Annotated in this window: 13 protein-coding genes; 7 read left to right on the plus strand and 6 right to left on the minus strand. The window is 52.7% G+C overall.

Annotated features, from left to right (window positions below):
- Nucleotides 1–15 precede the first annotated feature (15 nt).
- Both NFI08_RS22190 and NFI08_RS22195 read left to right on the plus strand, forming a co-directional pair.
- Nucleotides 16–1,044 (plus strand): methionine synthase, encoded by a 1,029-nt coding sequence (locus NFI08_RS22190; protein WP_349591505.1) that lies wholly within the window; start codon nucleotides 16–18, stop codon nucleotides 1,042–1,044.
- A 110-nt stretch (nucleotides 1,045–1,154) separates the two neighbouring features.
- Entirely contained in the window at nucleotides 1,155–1,661 is a 507-nt protein-coding gene (locus NFI08_RS22195; protein WP_349591506.1) for a flavin reductase family protein, read from the plus strand.
- A 132-nt stretch (nucleotides 1,662–1,793) separates the two neighbouring features.
- Here NFI08_RS22195 and NFI08_RS22200 read toward each other — a convergent pair whose 3' ends face one another.
- On the minus strand, nucleotides 1,794–1,976 hold the full coding sequence (locus NFI08_RS22200; RefSeq protein WP_349591508.1) for a hypothetical protein: 183 nt from the start codon (nucleotides 1,974–1,976) through the stop codon (nucleotides 1,794–1,796).
- 339 nt (nucleotides 1,977–2,315) lie between these two features.
- On the opposite strand from NFI08_RS22200, the gene NFI08_RS22205 reads away from it, so the two are divergent.
- A complete protein-coding gene (locus NFI08_RS22205) occupies nucleotides 2,316–2,489 on the plus strand; it encodes a hypothetical protein (RefSeq protein ID WP_349591510.1) in 174 nt (57 codons plus the stop codon).
- A 283-nt stretch (nucleotides 2,490–2,772) separates the two neighbouring features.
- Here the strand turns inward: NFI08_RS22205 and NFI08_RS22210 are convergent, their stop codons facing one another.
- Nucleotides 2,773–3,708 carry a LysR family transcriptional regulator gene (locus tag NFI08_RS22210; protein ID WP_349591512.1) on the minus strand — a complete coding sequence of 312 codons (936 nt, stop codon included), beginning with the start codon at nucleotides 3,706–3,708 and terminating at the stop codon, nucleotides 2,773–2,775.
- Nucleotides 3,709–3,889: 181 nt separating this feature from the next.
- On the opposite strand from NFI08_RS22210, the gene NFI08_RS22215 reads away from it, so the two are divergent.
- The 3 genes from NFI08_RS22215 to NFI08_RS22225 all read left to right on the plus strand — a co-directional run bounded on the left by NFI08_RS22215 (nucleotide 3,890) and on the right by NFI08_RS22225 (nucleotide 6,042).
- Complete coding sequence (locus tag NFI08_RS22215) at nucleotides 3,890–4,573, plus strand: type 1 glutamine amidotransferase domain-containing protein (RefSeq protein ID WP_349591514.1); 684 nt, start codon at nucleotides 3,890–3,892, stop codon at nucleotides 4,571–4,573.
- A gap of 75 nt (nucleotides 4,574–4,648) precedes the next feature.
- Nucleotides 4,649–5,799 (plus strand): IS3 family transposase gene (locus NFI08_RS22220; RefSeq protein ID WP_502881147.1). Its coding sequence is split into 2 segments (ribosomal slippage): nucleotides 4,649–4,892 and nucleotides 4,892–5,799, totalling 1,152 coding nucleotides; the frame shifts between segments, so codons are not numbered across the junction.
- A 69-nt stretch (nucleotides 5,800–5,868) separates the two neighbouring features.
- Entirely contained in the window at nucleotides 5,869–6,042 is a 174-nt protein-coding gene (locus NFI08_RS22225; protein WP_349591517.1) for a hypothetical protein, read from the plus strand.
- Here the strand turns inward: NFI08_RS22225 and NFI08_RS22230 are convergent.
- Nucleotides 6,031–6,882 carry an IS3 family transposase gene (locus NFI08_RS22230; RefSeq protein ID WP_349591655.1) on the minus strand — a complete coding sequence of 284 codons (852 nt, stop codon included), beginning with the start codon at nucleotides 6,880–6,882 and terminating at the stop codon, nucleotides 6,031–6,033. The two genes, NFI08_RS22225 and NFI08_RS22230, sit on opposite strands and share 12 nt — an antisense overlap.
- Nucleotides 6,846–7,157: a DUF1153 domain-containing protein gene (locus tag NFI08_RS22235; protein WP_108133890.1), complete on the minus strand. Its 312-nt coding sequence runs from the start codon at nucleotides 7,155–7,157 to the stop codon at nucleotides 6,846–6,848. The genes NFI08_RS22230 and NFI08_RS22235 overlap by 37 nt, the downstream gene beginning before the upstream one ends.
- Before the next feature lie 88 nt (nucleotides 7,158–7,245).
- Here NFI08_RS22235 and NFI08_RS22930 point away from each other — a divergent pair, with 88 nt between their 5' ends.
- Complete coding sequence (locus NFI08_RS22930) at nucleotides 7,246–7,554, plus strand: tyrosine-type recombinase/integrase (protein WP_502881151.1); 309 nt, start codon at nucleotides 7,246–7,248, stop codon at nucleotides 7,552–7,554.
- A gap of 487 nt (nucleotides 7,555–8,041) precedes the next feature.
- Here NFI08_RS22930 and NFI08_RS22240 read toward each other — a convergent pair whose 3' ends face one another.
- Nucleotides 8,042–10,165, minus strand: a complete 2,124-nt coding sequence (locus NFI08_RS22240) for a CHAT domain-containing protein (RefSeq protein WP_349591519.1) — start codon at nucleotides 10,163–10,165, stop codon at nucleotides 8,042–8,044.
- 388 nt (nucleotides 10,166–10,553) lie between these two features.
- Nucleotides 10,554–13,568, minus strand: coding sequence for a TrlF family AAA-like ATPase (locus tag NFI08_RS22245; protein WP_349591521.1), 3,015 nt, complete (start codon nucleotides 13,566–13,568; stop codon nucleotides 10,554–10,556).
- Between the last annotated feature and the right edge of the window lie 112 nt (nucleotides 13,569–13,680).

Here is a 13,680-nt window from a genome sequence, read left to right on the forward strand (position 1 = left end):
ACAAGGTTTCTCCCGATGACGACACTGCTTCCCACCTCGACCGCCGGCAGCCTGCCAAAGCCCGCCTGGCTCGCTCAACCCGAAGTGCTCTGGTCCCCCTGGAAACTGGAGGGCGACGGCCTGACCGAGGGCAAGCAGGACGCGCTGCGCCTGGCCCTGCACGAACAGCAGCATGCCGGCATCGACATCGTCAGCGACGGCGAGCAGTCACGCCAGCACTTTGTCACCACCTTTATCGAGCATCTCAACGGCGTCGATTTCGAGCAGCGCGAGACCGTGCGCATTCGCGATCGTTATGACGCCAGCGTGCCCTCGGTGGTCGGTGAGGTATCACGTCAGAAGCCGGTATTCGTCGACGACGCCAGGTTCCTGCGGGAGCAGACCGATCGCCCCATCAAGTGGGCCCTGCCCGGCCCCATGACCATGATCGATACCCTCTACGACGGCCACTACAAGAGCCGCGAAAAACTGGCCTGGGAATTCGCCCGCATTCTCAATCAGGAAGCCCGCGAACTCGAGGCCGCAGGCGTCGACATCATCCAGTTCGATGAACCCGCCTTCAACGTCTTCTTCGACGAGGTCAATGACTGGGGCATCGCGACCCTGGAGAAGGCCATCGAGGGACTCAAGTGCGAAACCGCCGTGCACATCTGCTATGGCTACGGCATCAAGGCCAATACCGACTGGAAAAGCACGCTCGGCTCGGAGTGGCGTCAGTACGAGGAAGTCTTCCCCAGGCTCCAGCAGTCCAATATCGATGTGGTCTCGCTGGAATGCCACAACTCACGGGTGCCGATGGAATTGATCGAGCTCATTCGCGGCAAGAAGGTCATGGTCGGCGCCATCGATGTCGCCACCAACACCATCGAGACCCCGGAAGAGGTGGCCAGCACCCTGCGCCAGGCGCTTGAGTACGTCGATGCCGACAAGCTCTACCCCTGCACCAATTGCGGCATGGCCCCGCTGTCGCGCCAGGTCGCCCGGGGCAAGTTGAACGCGCTCAGCCAGGGCGCCGCCATCGTCCGTCGCGAACTGACCCGCTAAGCGACTCGCGCCGGGACTACCCCACCCGACCGGCCAGCGTGTCCCGCACACGCTGGCCCGGTATCCGAACGTCCATGAAGCCTTGCGCAGCCGTCCCACAAGGAGCCACCATGTCGCACCCCTGCGCCGGTATCGAGCCATCGCGTTTTCGTAAAGCGCTCGGCCACTACGCCTCCGGTATCACGATCATCACCACCCAGTTGGACGAGGAACCCATCGGCTTTACCTGCCAGTCCTTCTACAGCGTGTCGATGGATCCCCCGCTGGTGTCGTTCAGCGTCAAGGCTGGCTCGTACAGCTACCCCAGGATTCGCCAGGCGGGTCGCTTTGCGGTCAATATCCTGTCCCGAGACCAGGCGTCGCTATCGAACCAGTTTGCTCGCCAGGGCGATGACAAATGGCGCGGTATCCACTGGCAGCCGTCCCCCTCGGGTAACCCGGTCATCGCCGACTGCCTATACTGGCTGGACTGCCAGATTCACGCCGAGCACGCCGCCGGCGACCATCTGATCGTGATCGGCGAGGTAAAAGCATTGAAACCAGGCGTAACAAAGCCCGCCCCACCGCTGCTCTACTACCAGGGGCAGTACCGCGGCCTGGCCAGACTCGATCAGTGACGCTGCGACAGGCAGACAGCGCTGCCGGCACCAGCATCAACGTCTCTTGCGATACCCGCGCATGGATGGAACGATAGCGAGAATCTGGCCTTCTCGCTTTCGCACCGCGCACAGGCACTTTTCAGACAAGCCCTAGCACTGCTGGTCTGCTGACCTGCGGGCCTTGCGCCGCCTTAACTCCGCGCGCATCCAGGCCGACGACTCGGCCATATCACGACGCAGGTCGTCGAGTTCATCGCGGGTCAGCCAGCGCACGGCTGGCTCCGTGCTGGGTGATGTCGCCTCACAGGCTTTCTCCTCGGGATTGTCTGCCATACCCAGTCCCTCGCATCCGCGTTGGTTCTGTTGATCTTTCCTGTTTTTCTCGTGGCGTTTCGATGGCCCTGGCGCATCAACTGCCGATAATATAGCGTTCCTGAACAGTTCCGCCCAAGCGAGGGGACACGCGGCAGTACACTCCCCCTACCCTTCTCCCGGCATGAACGAGGCTCTGTGCAACTTAAAACGATGTTACTGCCCCTCTTCATCCTAATCAGCACACCGGCCATTGCGGACCTGCCTACGGGCCCAGCCAGCCAGTATCACACCGACGATTGCGCGTCATTGCATCAGATCGCGAGAAGCACCATGGACGCCCGACAATCGGGAGTGGCTATGGCGGACATGATGGACAGCGCCGAAAGACACATGAAAGGCAACTGGCAGCGAATGGCCCAACAACTGATTCAGGACGCCTATAGCCAGCCACGCTACTCCACCAGCGCCAAGCAACAAGCGGCCATCTCCACCTTTGCAGGCTCTATCCATGAAGCCTGCATGGAACGTTGATACCTGGAAAAATACCCGACAGCACCGGCAAACCGCGCCAATTCAGGCCGCCTTACGCCCATGACCCGTGGGGGTGCGCCGGGATACCCTGTCTGTTGATGCGACGCATGGGGCCCAACGGCTTGCCAATCTTGCCGGTGGCCCTGCCTCGAGCGTCGCCGTCTCTGCCTGACGTCACCTGACCTTCTCCGTCGTCTTCTCGGGTTCCATCTATTCGCGCGCCCCTTCGCCATCTCCGAAAACGTCGATCCGAAGGAGCCTCAGTCGTAGCGACATGCCCCGGTCATCCGGCGTCAGTGGCGGGCAGCATGTGGCAACAGGCGATAATCTGTTCACGTAGCCAGCGGTGGGCGGGGTCCTTCTGATAGCGGCGGTGCCAGCTCAGGTGGAAGGGAAAGGGATCAAAGCGCACCGGCGGGGGCACCGGGGTCACGGCAAACTGGCGCGGAAAATGCCGGCACAGCCCCGCGGGTAGACTCGCGATCAACAACGAGCGCTCCAACAGTGCGGGCACCGCCATGAAGTAGGTCACGGCGAGCGCGACGTCTCGCCTCAGCCCTTGATCCTTGAGCTGCTTGAAGATGCCACTCTTCAGCCGCGTGTGGGGCTGCACCAGCACGTGGGCGTAATGCTCGAAGTCTGCCCGCGCCATGCGCCCGTCATCCTCGAGGCGTTCCAGCAATGGGTGGCCCTCACCGACCAGGCATTCGATCCCTTCGCGAATCGCCTCTCGCACCACCAGATTTTCCGGGGGATCCACCTGGCGCCCGAAGGCCAGGTCGGTCGTGCCGCTCATCACACCCGCCTCGCTCATGTCCTGTGACAGGCGGCGCACCTGCAGGGTGATCCCCGGCGCCTGCTGGCGCAGGGCCTCGGCCAGCAGCGGCAGGATCATCACCTCGAAGTAGTCGTTGGCCGCGATCTCGAAATGCCGCTGCTCGGTAGCGGGGGAAAAGTCCCTTTCACTGTTGATCAGTCCGTCCAGGTCGGTCAGTGCCGCTTCGATGGTCGGAAAGAGATGTTCCGCCTTTTCGGTCGGACGCATGCGCTGACGATCGCGTATGAACAACGGATCATTGAACAACTCACGCAGGCGGCCCAGCGCAGCACTGACCGACGGCTGGCTCAGGTGCAAGCGCTCACCGGCACGGGTGACGTTCTGCTCCAGATACAGCGCATGGAAGGTACGCAATAGATTGAGGTCGTAATTGAGCTTCATCGAGGCCATCCCGGACAGCAACCAGCGGAGCGGTGGCTCAGCACTATTTGTCTCGATGATAGCAGCTATCCACACTATCGATTATACGCATGAAGGTACGCACATTAGGCTTTCCTGCATACACCGCGCGAGTGGTCGCGGCACACGCTGCGGAACCTTCCGCACCACAGAGGAGAGCCCCATGAGCAAGGTACTGGTCGTCGTCACCTCCCACGATACCCTCGGCGATACTGGCAAGAAGACCGGCTTCTGGCTGGAAGAGCTGGCAGCCCCCTACTACGTGCTGAAGGACGCCGGTGTCGAGGTCACGCTGGCCTCTCCCAAGGGCGGCCAGCCACCGCTGGATCCGGCCAGCGAGGGCGAAGACTTCCAGACCGACGCCACCCGCCGCTTCGACAAGGACGCGGTCGCCCAGCGGGATCTGGCCAACACCGCCGTTCTGTCCGAGATGAACGTCGAGGACTTCGATGCCATCTTCTACCCGGGTGGCCATGGCCCGCTGTGGGACCTGGCCAACGATACGGATTCCATCCGTTTGATCGAGCAGTTCCACGCTGCCGGCAAGCCTGTCAGCGCGGTCTGTCACGCTCCGGCGGTGCTGCTGAAGGCCCGTAAGCCAGACGGTTCCCCCTTTGTCGATGGCGTACGAGTCACCGGCTTCACCAATGGCGAAGAAGCCGCGGTTGGCCTCACCGAGGTCGTCCCCTTCCTGGTGGAAGACAGTCTGCAACAGCAGGGAGGTCTTTACGAAAAGAAGGTGGACTTCACTGCATTCGCGATTCAGGACGGGCTAATCATCACCGGGCAGAACCCGATGTCCTCCGAAGGCGTCGCCGAGCTACTGCTCGACAGCCTCGAGGCCTGACCCAGGCCCCTGATGAATCGCCCCCGGTTTCATAGACACCTCCAAGCCTTGTACTGAAGGCACCAAGGAGGTCCCATGAGCCGCCAGCGATATACCGAAGAATTCAAGATCGAAGCCGTCAAGCAGGTGACGGAACGAGGCCAACCCGTCACGGAAGTGGCTGCCCGGCTGGGCGTCTCCGGCTACAGCCTCTATCAATGGATGAAGCGCTACGCCAAGCCTGTGGAGCAGCGGCAGCAGGACGCGGATCTCCAGGCGGAGAACCGGCGTTTGAAGGCCGAGCTGAAGTGTGTGTCAGAAGAACGGGACATACTAAAAAAGGCCACCGCGTACTTCGCCAGAGGGTCCGACTGAGGTACGCGTTTATCCATGACCAGGCGGACCAATATCCGGTGCGGCGCCTGTGCCGCATCATGACGGTGCACCCGAGCGGCTACTATGCTTGGCGCCGTCACGCCCTGTCTGAGCGGGGGCGAGACGACCAGCGTTTGCTGGGGCTGATCAAGCATGCCTGGCTCGAGAGCGGCGACGTCTACGGCTACCGCAAGAGTCACCAGGACCTCAGAGAGGCCGGTGAAACCTGCGGCAAGCACCGCGTAGCCAGGCTGATGCGCCGGGAAGGGTTGCGCTCCCAGCCCGGTTACCGGCGGCGCCCTGGCGCCTATGGCCGCAAGCCGGCGGTGGTGTCACCCAATCGTCTGGATCGCCGCTTCGACGTAACGGCACCCAATGTCGCCTGGGTCACCGACATCACCTACATCCGCACCCTCGAAGGCTGGCTCTACCTGTCGGTGGTCATCGACTTGTTCTCACGCCAGGTCGTAGGCTGGTCGATGAAGCCACGCATTACTACCGACCTGGCTCTGGATGCCTTGCTGTCAGCCATCTGGCGCCGCAAGCCCCAAGGGGTTGTCATGGTGCATTCGGACCAGGGCAGCCAGTTCAGCAGTGCGGACTGGCAGAGCTTTCTGAAGGCCAATCACCTGGAGGGCAGCATGAGCCGTCGAGGTAGCTGCCATGACAACACCGTGGCCGAAAGCTTCTTCCAGCTGCTCAAACGAGAACGCATCAAGCGCCGGATCTATTCGACTCGGGAAGTCGCCAAGAGCGATGTGTTCGACTCTATCGAGATGTTCTACAACCCCACACGTCGTCACGGCACGAGCGATCGCTTGTCACCCGTCGAGTACGAACGGCGTTATACCCAGAGCCTGACGGGTGTCTAGATTACCCGGGGCGACTTAAAGGGACTGGCGCAGTCAACCATCAACAACCGCACTCAGGTCGTAAAGCGGGTGCTCTCGCTTTCATACCGGCAGTCGGACTGGATAGAGCTGCCGCTGGACGGCAAGCTCCGCAAGCCATCACCCAAGAACGAACGCCATGCCTACCTGACCGAACTGGAACTCGCCGAACTTCTTGAAGCCGTTGTAATGACCCCCTGGTTTCTGCACACCTCATCCAGTTAATGCGAGGTGTGCTCGGGGTGCCACATAGCCCAGAGACTGATGTGGTCGCTCTTCGTTGTAGTACCAGATCCAGCGCTCGATCACGATTCTGGCTTGGCCCAGCGACTCGAAGCGATGCTGCCAGATGCACTCCTCCTTCAAGGATCGGAAGAAGCGCTCCACGAGTCCGTTCTGTTCCGGTGTATACGGCGTCGTGAACTCCTGGGTGAGACCATAGGCCTTCACCGTGCCCGTGTAGTGCCGGCTGCTGAAGACCAGGCCGTTGTCGGAGCGTAGTGCCAGCGGTTGCTGAACGCGCCCCAGCGCTCCCAGTCGATAGATCAGCGCTTCCTCCAGAGCGGCCTCAGCGGTCTTGCTGCTGCCATTGTCCGATAGTCGCCAGCCGAGGATCTCTCTTGTGCAGCAGTCGATGATCACCGCCAGGCTGGCTCGCCGATCCTTTCCACACCACACGTGCGTGAAATCCGTCGCCCAGCGTTCATCAGGCCGTGACGTGACTGACGGCAAGCTCCTGGCACGCGGTCGGAAGCCTTGTGGCCGCTTGCGTACCTGCCAGCCTTTCATTTGCAGGATGCGCTGGATCGGCTTGCGGTTCTCTCCTAAGGCGCACGCCAGGCGGCGATAGCCATAGGTGGGGAACCTCTCCAGGGCCAGTTTCACCCGCACCGCCAAGTCGGCATTGATGGCACGCTTCCGCGATTTGGGCCGGTAATACAGGCTGCGCCGGGGGAATCCCAGCCAACGGCAGAGCTTGACGAGCGATACCACATGGCCTTCCTCGGCCAGTTGCGCCTGCAGCGACCTTACGAGTTCTCGTCCTCGTCGAGCAGGCGCTTGAATTTTTTTAGCGCATAGATCTGCAGATGGGCCTCACCCAATGCCTCCTTGGTCTCCCGGAGCTCGGACTCATACTGCTCACGGATGTCCTTGGGGCGGGCCTTGAACCCGTTTTCCATGCTGCGCTGGGCCTCATCGACCCAGCCCTCGATCTCAGAGACAGTGAGATCGTACTGGCGAGCCACTTCAGCCGTCGTGGTCTTGCCCTTGAAGATGTCCATGACCACGGCAGCCTTGCGCTTCGCGGTCCATCGTTTGATGGAGTTGTCGTCGCTCATCCTGTCCTCCTGATGACTGCACTATAGCCTGTGCAGCTATGGAGGGGGTCACTTCACCGTGCCGGAGCGCTACAGGATCGAACGAAAGGTGATCCTGCTGGCGATGCTGACAGGCATGCGGAGGGGTGAGCTGATGGCACTGGAATCTGGGAACATCTACAACGGCCGCATCGTACTCAGGCCCAACCAGACGAAGAACGGGAAGCCAAGGGTGATACCACTGACGGAGGAAGCCCTACCGCTGGTGGAAAGCTTGCCGTTCGATACGACGGGTGACCGGGTACGTGGCGCCTTCGAGAAAGCCAGGGAGAAGATTGACCGCCCTGACATCCGCTTTCACGACTTGCGGCACTGCACTGCTATGCCTCGTTGCTGGCGAGCAAGGGGGAGGCACTGACGAGCATCAGGGATCTGCTTGATCATTCGTCACTGACCGTGACCAGCCGCTATGCTCATGCCGACCCGGCACGGTGGGAAAGCGTAGTGGCGACGTTGCCGCGGATCAGCAACCAAACCGCAACCACACATTGATAGAAAGCAACCCTTGGTTACGTAACCACCTGATTTCATTGGTGGGCCCAGTAGGACTTGAACCTACGACCAAGGGATTATGAGTTCGCTTTTAAAACAATAAGTTACTGACACACAAGGAAAAGCAACCGTAATCGAGCGAAAGGTACAGTTCTTTGGAATCAGTAGGTTAGCGAAGGTTGAGGATAGCATACGAAACTGGTGTGTGTACCGCTGCTGTACCATGAAAGCAGTCTTCCAATCGGCCACCGCAAATTTCCCGATGTGATCATAGGAAATTTGAGTATATCTCCCGCTCCCTCGAAGAAATCAAAATCTCAAAACTTCAATAATTAAAAGTAATCCGGACCACCCTAGGAATCAGTAACCATTATATTTATATTATCAGGGCGGCCTATATGACAGTAGTACATAGTTTCCATCAGTGGCATTTCATTTTCCAGCCAGCCCTGTATATCAGAAGACGCAATATTACAAACATTTGACAGCTTACTCAAAAGTTTTTCATACCACTCATTGTCGCCAATATTTATAACTTTATTAGCATAAACCAACACATCACTTCTATGCTTTTTACTCAAAACCCCTTTCCCAACCTGCAAAAAATCTACCACATCTGTAGAATAAGACATCCTCATAAACTCAGAAATAAATTTCTGCCATGAGACCATATCAAAACCGAGACCTTTCAGTGCTGGCAAGTATCCCTCCAGCCGGTAAAGAATACGTGCTACAAACAATGCAGATTTTCTTGCGTCCACAGGAAGGAAAGTACCTAAAACACTTATAGCGCCACTCCTTATCAAACCATTGGCTACAGATGCATGAGACCCTCCTATCGCTGAGGTCAAACAAGCGCTCAATAACACTATGGGCGGTACTCTAGTCTTGTGGGCAAGGCTCCATGTATCTAGCTTTTCATCTCCAATACAGAGCCATCCATTTTCTTTTGGCCCGCCATGATAGCCATGGCAATCGAATACCAAAATATTGCCATAAAAGCTGTCTAACGCTTTAACCACATCATCTTTACTACCAACATCTACAAATGTACATTTGACCTTAGAGGAGCCACCTAAAAAACATTCAACTGCTGTCTCCAAGACACCTGATATTTCATCTTCTTCTGCGAAAGAACGAATCACTAGAACATCATGCAGATCAGAATCTAATATTACCTTTTGACCACCAACCGCGCAATACTGCATTAACATATTTCCAGGAGTCATAGGAATTCTAGAAAGATCATGACTAAACATCAAAGGAACTTTCCCGAATCTAACCCACTCTATTGGAACATCGGCAAAAAGTTGGCATGAATTAAACTCTCCACAAATATAATCTGTTATTTTTTTCCCAATATGCTGCCTAAGATGCTTTTCATATTCTTTGAATTTTTTCTGCAGTTTCCTCTTCCCTTTTTCATCTCCCCGCTTAGAGAGCTCTTCTATTTCTCTTAACATAGAAAAAGACAAATTCACTGCGTTCGGCAAACGAACAGCTGGCCTTATCGTAGATGATGTGAAAAGTGATATAGCTGCGACAACAATAGATAGCTCTCGCTGTCTGAGACGTAAAATATACCCTGCAATAGGATGTTCATATGGATTCTCCATCTCACCTTCCTCCAAGGAAAGAGAGAATCCCGAGTAACCTTCATTCCTTATAACACCATTTTTCAGCATATATTTAATTGCTGTTGATTTTATCTTACGCATAATGTCATTCCAGAACTTCTGATTAAAATTATAAAGTTCTGGGTATATTGAGGGCGCATAAATAACGACTCCCCCGCGAGTTCCATCTTCTCCTCCACAATTATCGACCACACACCGCGCAGACTCTAAAATAGCATCTACATAACTTTCTTTGCGCGCGAAATCTAATTCTTCCCGTCCTCCTAACGAAAATCCAAAACTATATAGGCACCTTTGATTTGGTGTGGCAACACTCTGTGCCACAGCGGGAAGTTCTACAGGAACGTTATACTCACCTCTTAACTCTAGACTTTCTATTTTACTGAAATCAACCGCCTCAGATAAAAAGTTTCTCCTGAAGATTTCATCAATTTTTCCATCCAGGCAATTGAACAAAAAACCATCTTCTCCGAAAGGTCTTATTACCCTCTCATCATCTGAATCAGAAACGATGATGAGCCTTTCAGATATATTCTCTCCAGCACTTACCACATGATCTATGTTTTTCTCGGGCGCCAAAACCACTACAATTCCAGCAAGCATATTAAGTAATGAACCTATGCTAGTCTGCTCTCCTATTGCGTAGACACTTCGTTCCACTCCTCCTTTTCTAAACTCAACAAGCTGCTCATGTCTCATATAAACCTCTGCGGCATGCATAGGAAAAAAGCTAGCAGCATGGACCAATCCAATAAACTCATCATCAGCCACTTTATAATTAAAACCTTGAAATGGTGTGATTTCCTCACCAAAAGGTACTATCAAAACATAATCAATCACAGCACTTCCTTATCAAAAAGTATATAATTTTCATATCGGGGAAAAGCCTCAATTTCCCTGCGCGAGCCTACTGAAGTCCTAGCTGTAGTATGTCACGCTCGACGTGCGTCATCCACGCACCAAGCAGAATGACGTTAGGTGTTTACGGCAATAAATAGCCTAATATAAGGTAGAGTTCTCTGTAGCCCATGGCATACCTGAATTATCTACTATGGATTCATATTAGCTCACGGCTATTATATATTTTTTCAATGCTAATCCCTAACAGGCACAATGGGTAAATACCAAACGGCTGCTCTCCCGATAGAGTACAGTTCATGGAACTCCAGTGCCGGCGGAATTCCTACCACCCCTTACTGCTACCGGCACAATGACCAACCAGTATACCTCACTGAATACCGTACTTTAATCTACGTTTCACGAATGCTGGCTGTGAACCTTCCAGTATGTCTACAATGCGGCGATTAATTTTTGGATTTTCAATTGAACCAGACTCATAGGAAAACTTATAGTTTCTCGATTTCTCTAGGTTTACGTATATGATCTGCTCTGCGTCTGCCCCAACGGCTAGGTTTGGGTTATGAGTCACTAGTACAACCTGCCGATGCTTTTTGGCATCCCTGATACAAGTTGCTAGAACTTTGAAAATACTATCATTGTCAAGATTATCCTCAGGCTGATCTATAATGAGAGGTGTATTTTTCCGATCCAACTGGAGGTAGAAAATCAGCAAAAGAAGCCCCTTCTCTCCAGGGGACAGCTCATTGAGATTTTTACCTCCCAAGCGCAACTCATATCTCGATGACAAATAATCAATTGAGAAGAGAAAATCATATAGCTCTTTTACGTCGTGCGCTTGGTCAGAAACTTTCAACTCCTCAGCACCAGTGCCACCCGAAAATCGCATATAATTGATCAAATCTTCACAAAATGTTATAACGGCATCGCAATCACTCCAGTCTGTTTCCTGAATACGGCGACTGACTTCTTGAAGTGCCTCATGATTATTTCTAAAGGGCCCCCTTTTCCGCTGGTTAATGTGATTAAGGAATTCTCGAACAAAGTCATTGTCAACAACAAAAGAGGCATCTATCTCAATCTCAAAACCTTCTTTCCTTACGGCTACAAGGCGAGCTTCCACACTACTCTTTAGATCAGAATAAAATTGAAGAACCTGATCTTTGCTAGAAAATATCTTCCTGACAACTTCGCGACGCGCGTTTTTCTTTTCCTCTAATTCGCCTTTTACCACTTCATCGACAAACCTCAGCTTATTAGCAAGGTAGCTCAATGTTTCTGGCTTTGGATCTTCACTATCACCGACAATTTCTTGACGCTTGTTCTCCCATTCGTGTACGCGCTCGATGAATGCCTGATAGCGTCGCTGAGGAGTTCCTAGTTGCTCCTTTAGTTTTTCAACTTCTTTATTGACATGGGTGTATGCTGCGCGAAGATCGGGCAACGTTTTTACAACCGTATAGTCCGTTGAATCATCAAACACCGGGTTGTTATATTGCTCTAAATCCTTAACCCTTTGATTAAGATATTTGATTTTTTCGTCTATCGGATTAAAGTCCGATGAAATAGTAACAACACTATCGGAGCTCAACTCAAGCGCCGAGAACTTAGTATGTAACTCAGATAGTTTCTCGTAAAAACCAGAAACGAGCGAAGAAAGACTCTCCCGTAATGAAATTGCATTTTGCAACCTGGTTTTGAGGTCGGATATCTCAGATACAGTTTTATGCCCTGTATTAGAAAGGTCTGATAACAAAGACGTGAGATCGTCTACTTTTTTTGCAAGAGCGGCTTGTTTGGCGTCGTGAGCATCCGGCTTCGGAACCTCTTTCGGTTTAGCTCCATCGAGTGCTTCAAGCTCTTGCTTTTTGGCGGCTATTTCTGACTCTAATTGTCGACGATACTGTGAAGAAGATTGCTCTTCAAGTCGTACTATCTCCTCATTAAGCTCCCGAAGATGCTGTTTGAAACTGCTAGTCTCATGTTTGCTTTGAAGTGTTTTTTCCGCCTCAAGCTCAGGAAAAGTTGACTTTCCGAGTTTCTCAGTCTCATCTACATGGGAGAAAACGACCTCTTCAATCTCATACCTAAACTTTTCAATCTCGATTTCGTTTGTAAGCTGCTCAAAGTAGTTCTGCGGGAGATATCTGACCGTTTCAGGTTTATCTTTATCACCATAGTCACTCAGCAGCTTTCTCTCTATTTTATTAGCAAGCCAAGTAATGGAGGCGTAAAAATTCTCGGCATAGCCTCTCTGCCTGAATTTTTTACTTTTTGCCTGATCAGTCAAAAACGAGAAATATGCTTCTTGTCGGCTATTCCCTAGTAACCCAAGAATATCTACCAAGGCGCTCTTGCCACTTCCCTTATTCCCAATAACTGCGACCAACTCAGGATTAAGAGAGAGTTCAACGTTTTTGAACCATTCTCCGTTTTTCTCGTGATATTCATCAACCTGATTGACAACAAGAGATTTAAGAAACTTTGTTCCGTCTTGCTCCTGTCTAATAAGCACATCAGGTGTGGCACCGATATAAACCCTAGACTCAGGTTCGTAAGTGATCTGTTGCAGTCCTCTGAAAGTGAAGTCGGCTTTAATCCAAGTCGGTGGATAGCCTGAAACATCGCCACTCAAACGCTCAAGGTCATTAAAGGAGTGTGCATCGCTCCCTGAAACCACAGGCTTTGGAAGAGACTCTCCTGATTTATACCGATCTGTGCGCAGTAAAAAATCTTTATTGCCGGCGTTACCAAAAAATATATCACACTCTCTATCAATGCGATCTGCCAGAGTAACTTTTCTTGGTGATGAACTATCAGTGGATCGTAAGCCGTCATTATTTGCCGGAAAGGCCAGAAGGTAAGGCTTTGTGCTACCAAAAGCCTCATTAAGTGCGCCTAGCACACCATCCAAGGTCACGGTTGCTGACTCAAAATCAGATTCAGACTTCAGATCACAGCAGCGCCTTTTTATATTAGCATCGTCTATACTCTGAGTATTAAGACTAGATAGGAAACGATTTATTCTATCTTCGCCACAATGCGCTGTATCATTGCTAAAAATAATATGAATATTCGGGTGACCACCATCCTTACTTATAGATTCTGAAAGGCGAAGCTCCAGATTCGGAAAAAATATTTTATTAGACTCAGGATGTCTACTTTTAAATCGTTTTATTAGCTCAAAGTATGTATCACAACAGAAATAATCTGTTATACCAAAAACATCAACCGGAGATTTCTCCAGCTCATCAAGATAACGGTCCCAGACTGATTCATCCGTTCCACTGCCGTACGCGTTACTGAGCTTTGTGCCCGGAGCATGAATGTGAAGATCCCATCGGCGCCAAAGTGACCCCGTCCGGCTATGGACTAGGTTGGTCATATCTCACACCCCTCTGTTTAATGACTGCTTGATTCCGCGCACATCCCGAAGCCCCCAAAAATTGCAATAATTGAGAATAACCGGGGGACAGCTACTCATTAATAATTATATG

The organism is Halomonas sp. EF61, assembly GCF_040147045.1.
GTDB lineage: Bacteria > Pseudomonadota > Gammaproteobacteria > Pseudomonadales > Halomonadaceae > Halomonas > Halomonas litopenaei.

What these genes read in the sequence shown, in the direction of transcription:
- NFI08_RS22190 (WP_349591505.1), top strand. Translation starts at nt 16, where the DNA reads ATGACGACACTGCTTCCCACCTCGACCGCCGGCAGCCTGCCAAAGCCC.
- NFI08_RS22195 (WP_349591506.1), top strand. Translation starts at nt 1,155, where the DNA reads ATGTCGCACCCCTGCGCCGGTATCGAGCCATCGCGTTTTCGTAAAGCG.
- NFI08_RS22200 (WP_349591508.1), bottom strand. Translation starts at nt 1,976, where the DNA reads ATGGCAGACAATCCCGAGGAGAAAGCCTGTGAGGCGACATCACCCAGC.
- NFI08_RS22205 (WP_349591510.1), top strand. Translation starts at nt 2,316, where the DNA reads ATGGCGGACATGATGGACAGCGCCGAAAGACACATGAAAGGCAACTGG.
- NFI08_RS22210 (WP_349591512.1), bottom strand. Translation starts at nt 3,708, where the DNA reads ATGAAGCTCAATTACGACCTCAATCTATTGCGTACCTTCCATGCGCTG.
- NFI08_RS22215 (WP_349591514.1), top strand. Translation starts at nt 3,890, where the DNA reads ATGAGCAAGGTACTGGTCGTCGTCACCTCCCACGATACCCTCGGCGAT.
- NFI08_RS22235 (WP_108133890.1), bottom strand. Translation starts at nt 7,157, where the DNA reads ATGAGCGACGACAACTCCATCAAACGATGGACCGCGAAGCGCAAGGCT.
- NFI08_RS22245 (WP_349591521.1), bottom strand. Translation starts at nt 13,568, where the DNA reads ATGACCAACCTAGTCCATAGCCGGACGGGGTCACTTTGGCGCCGATGG.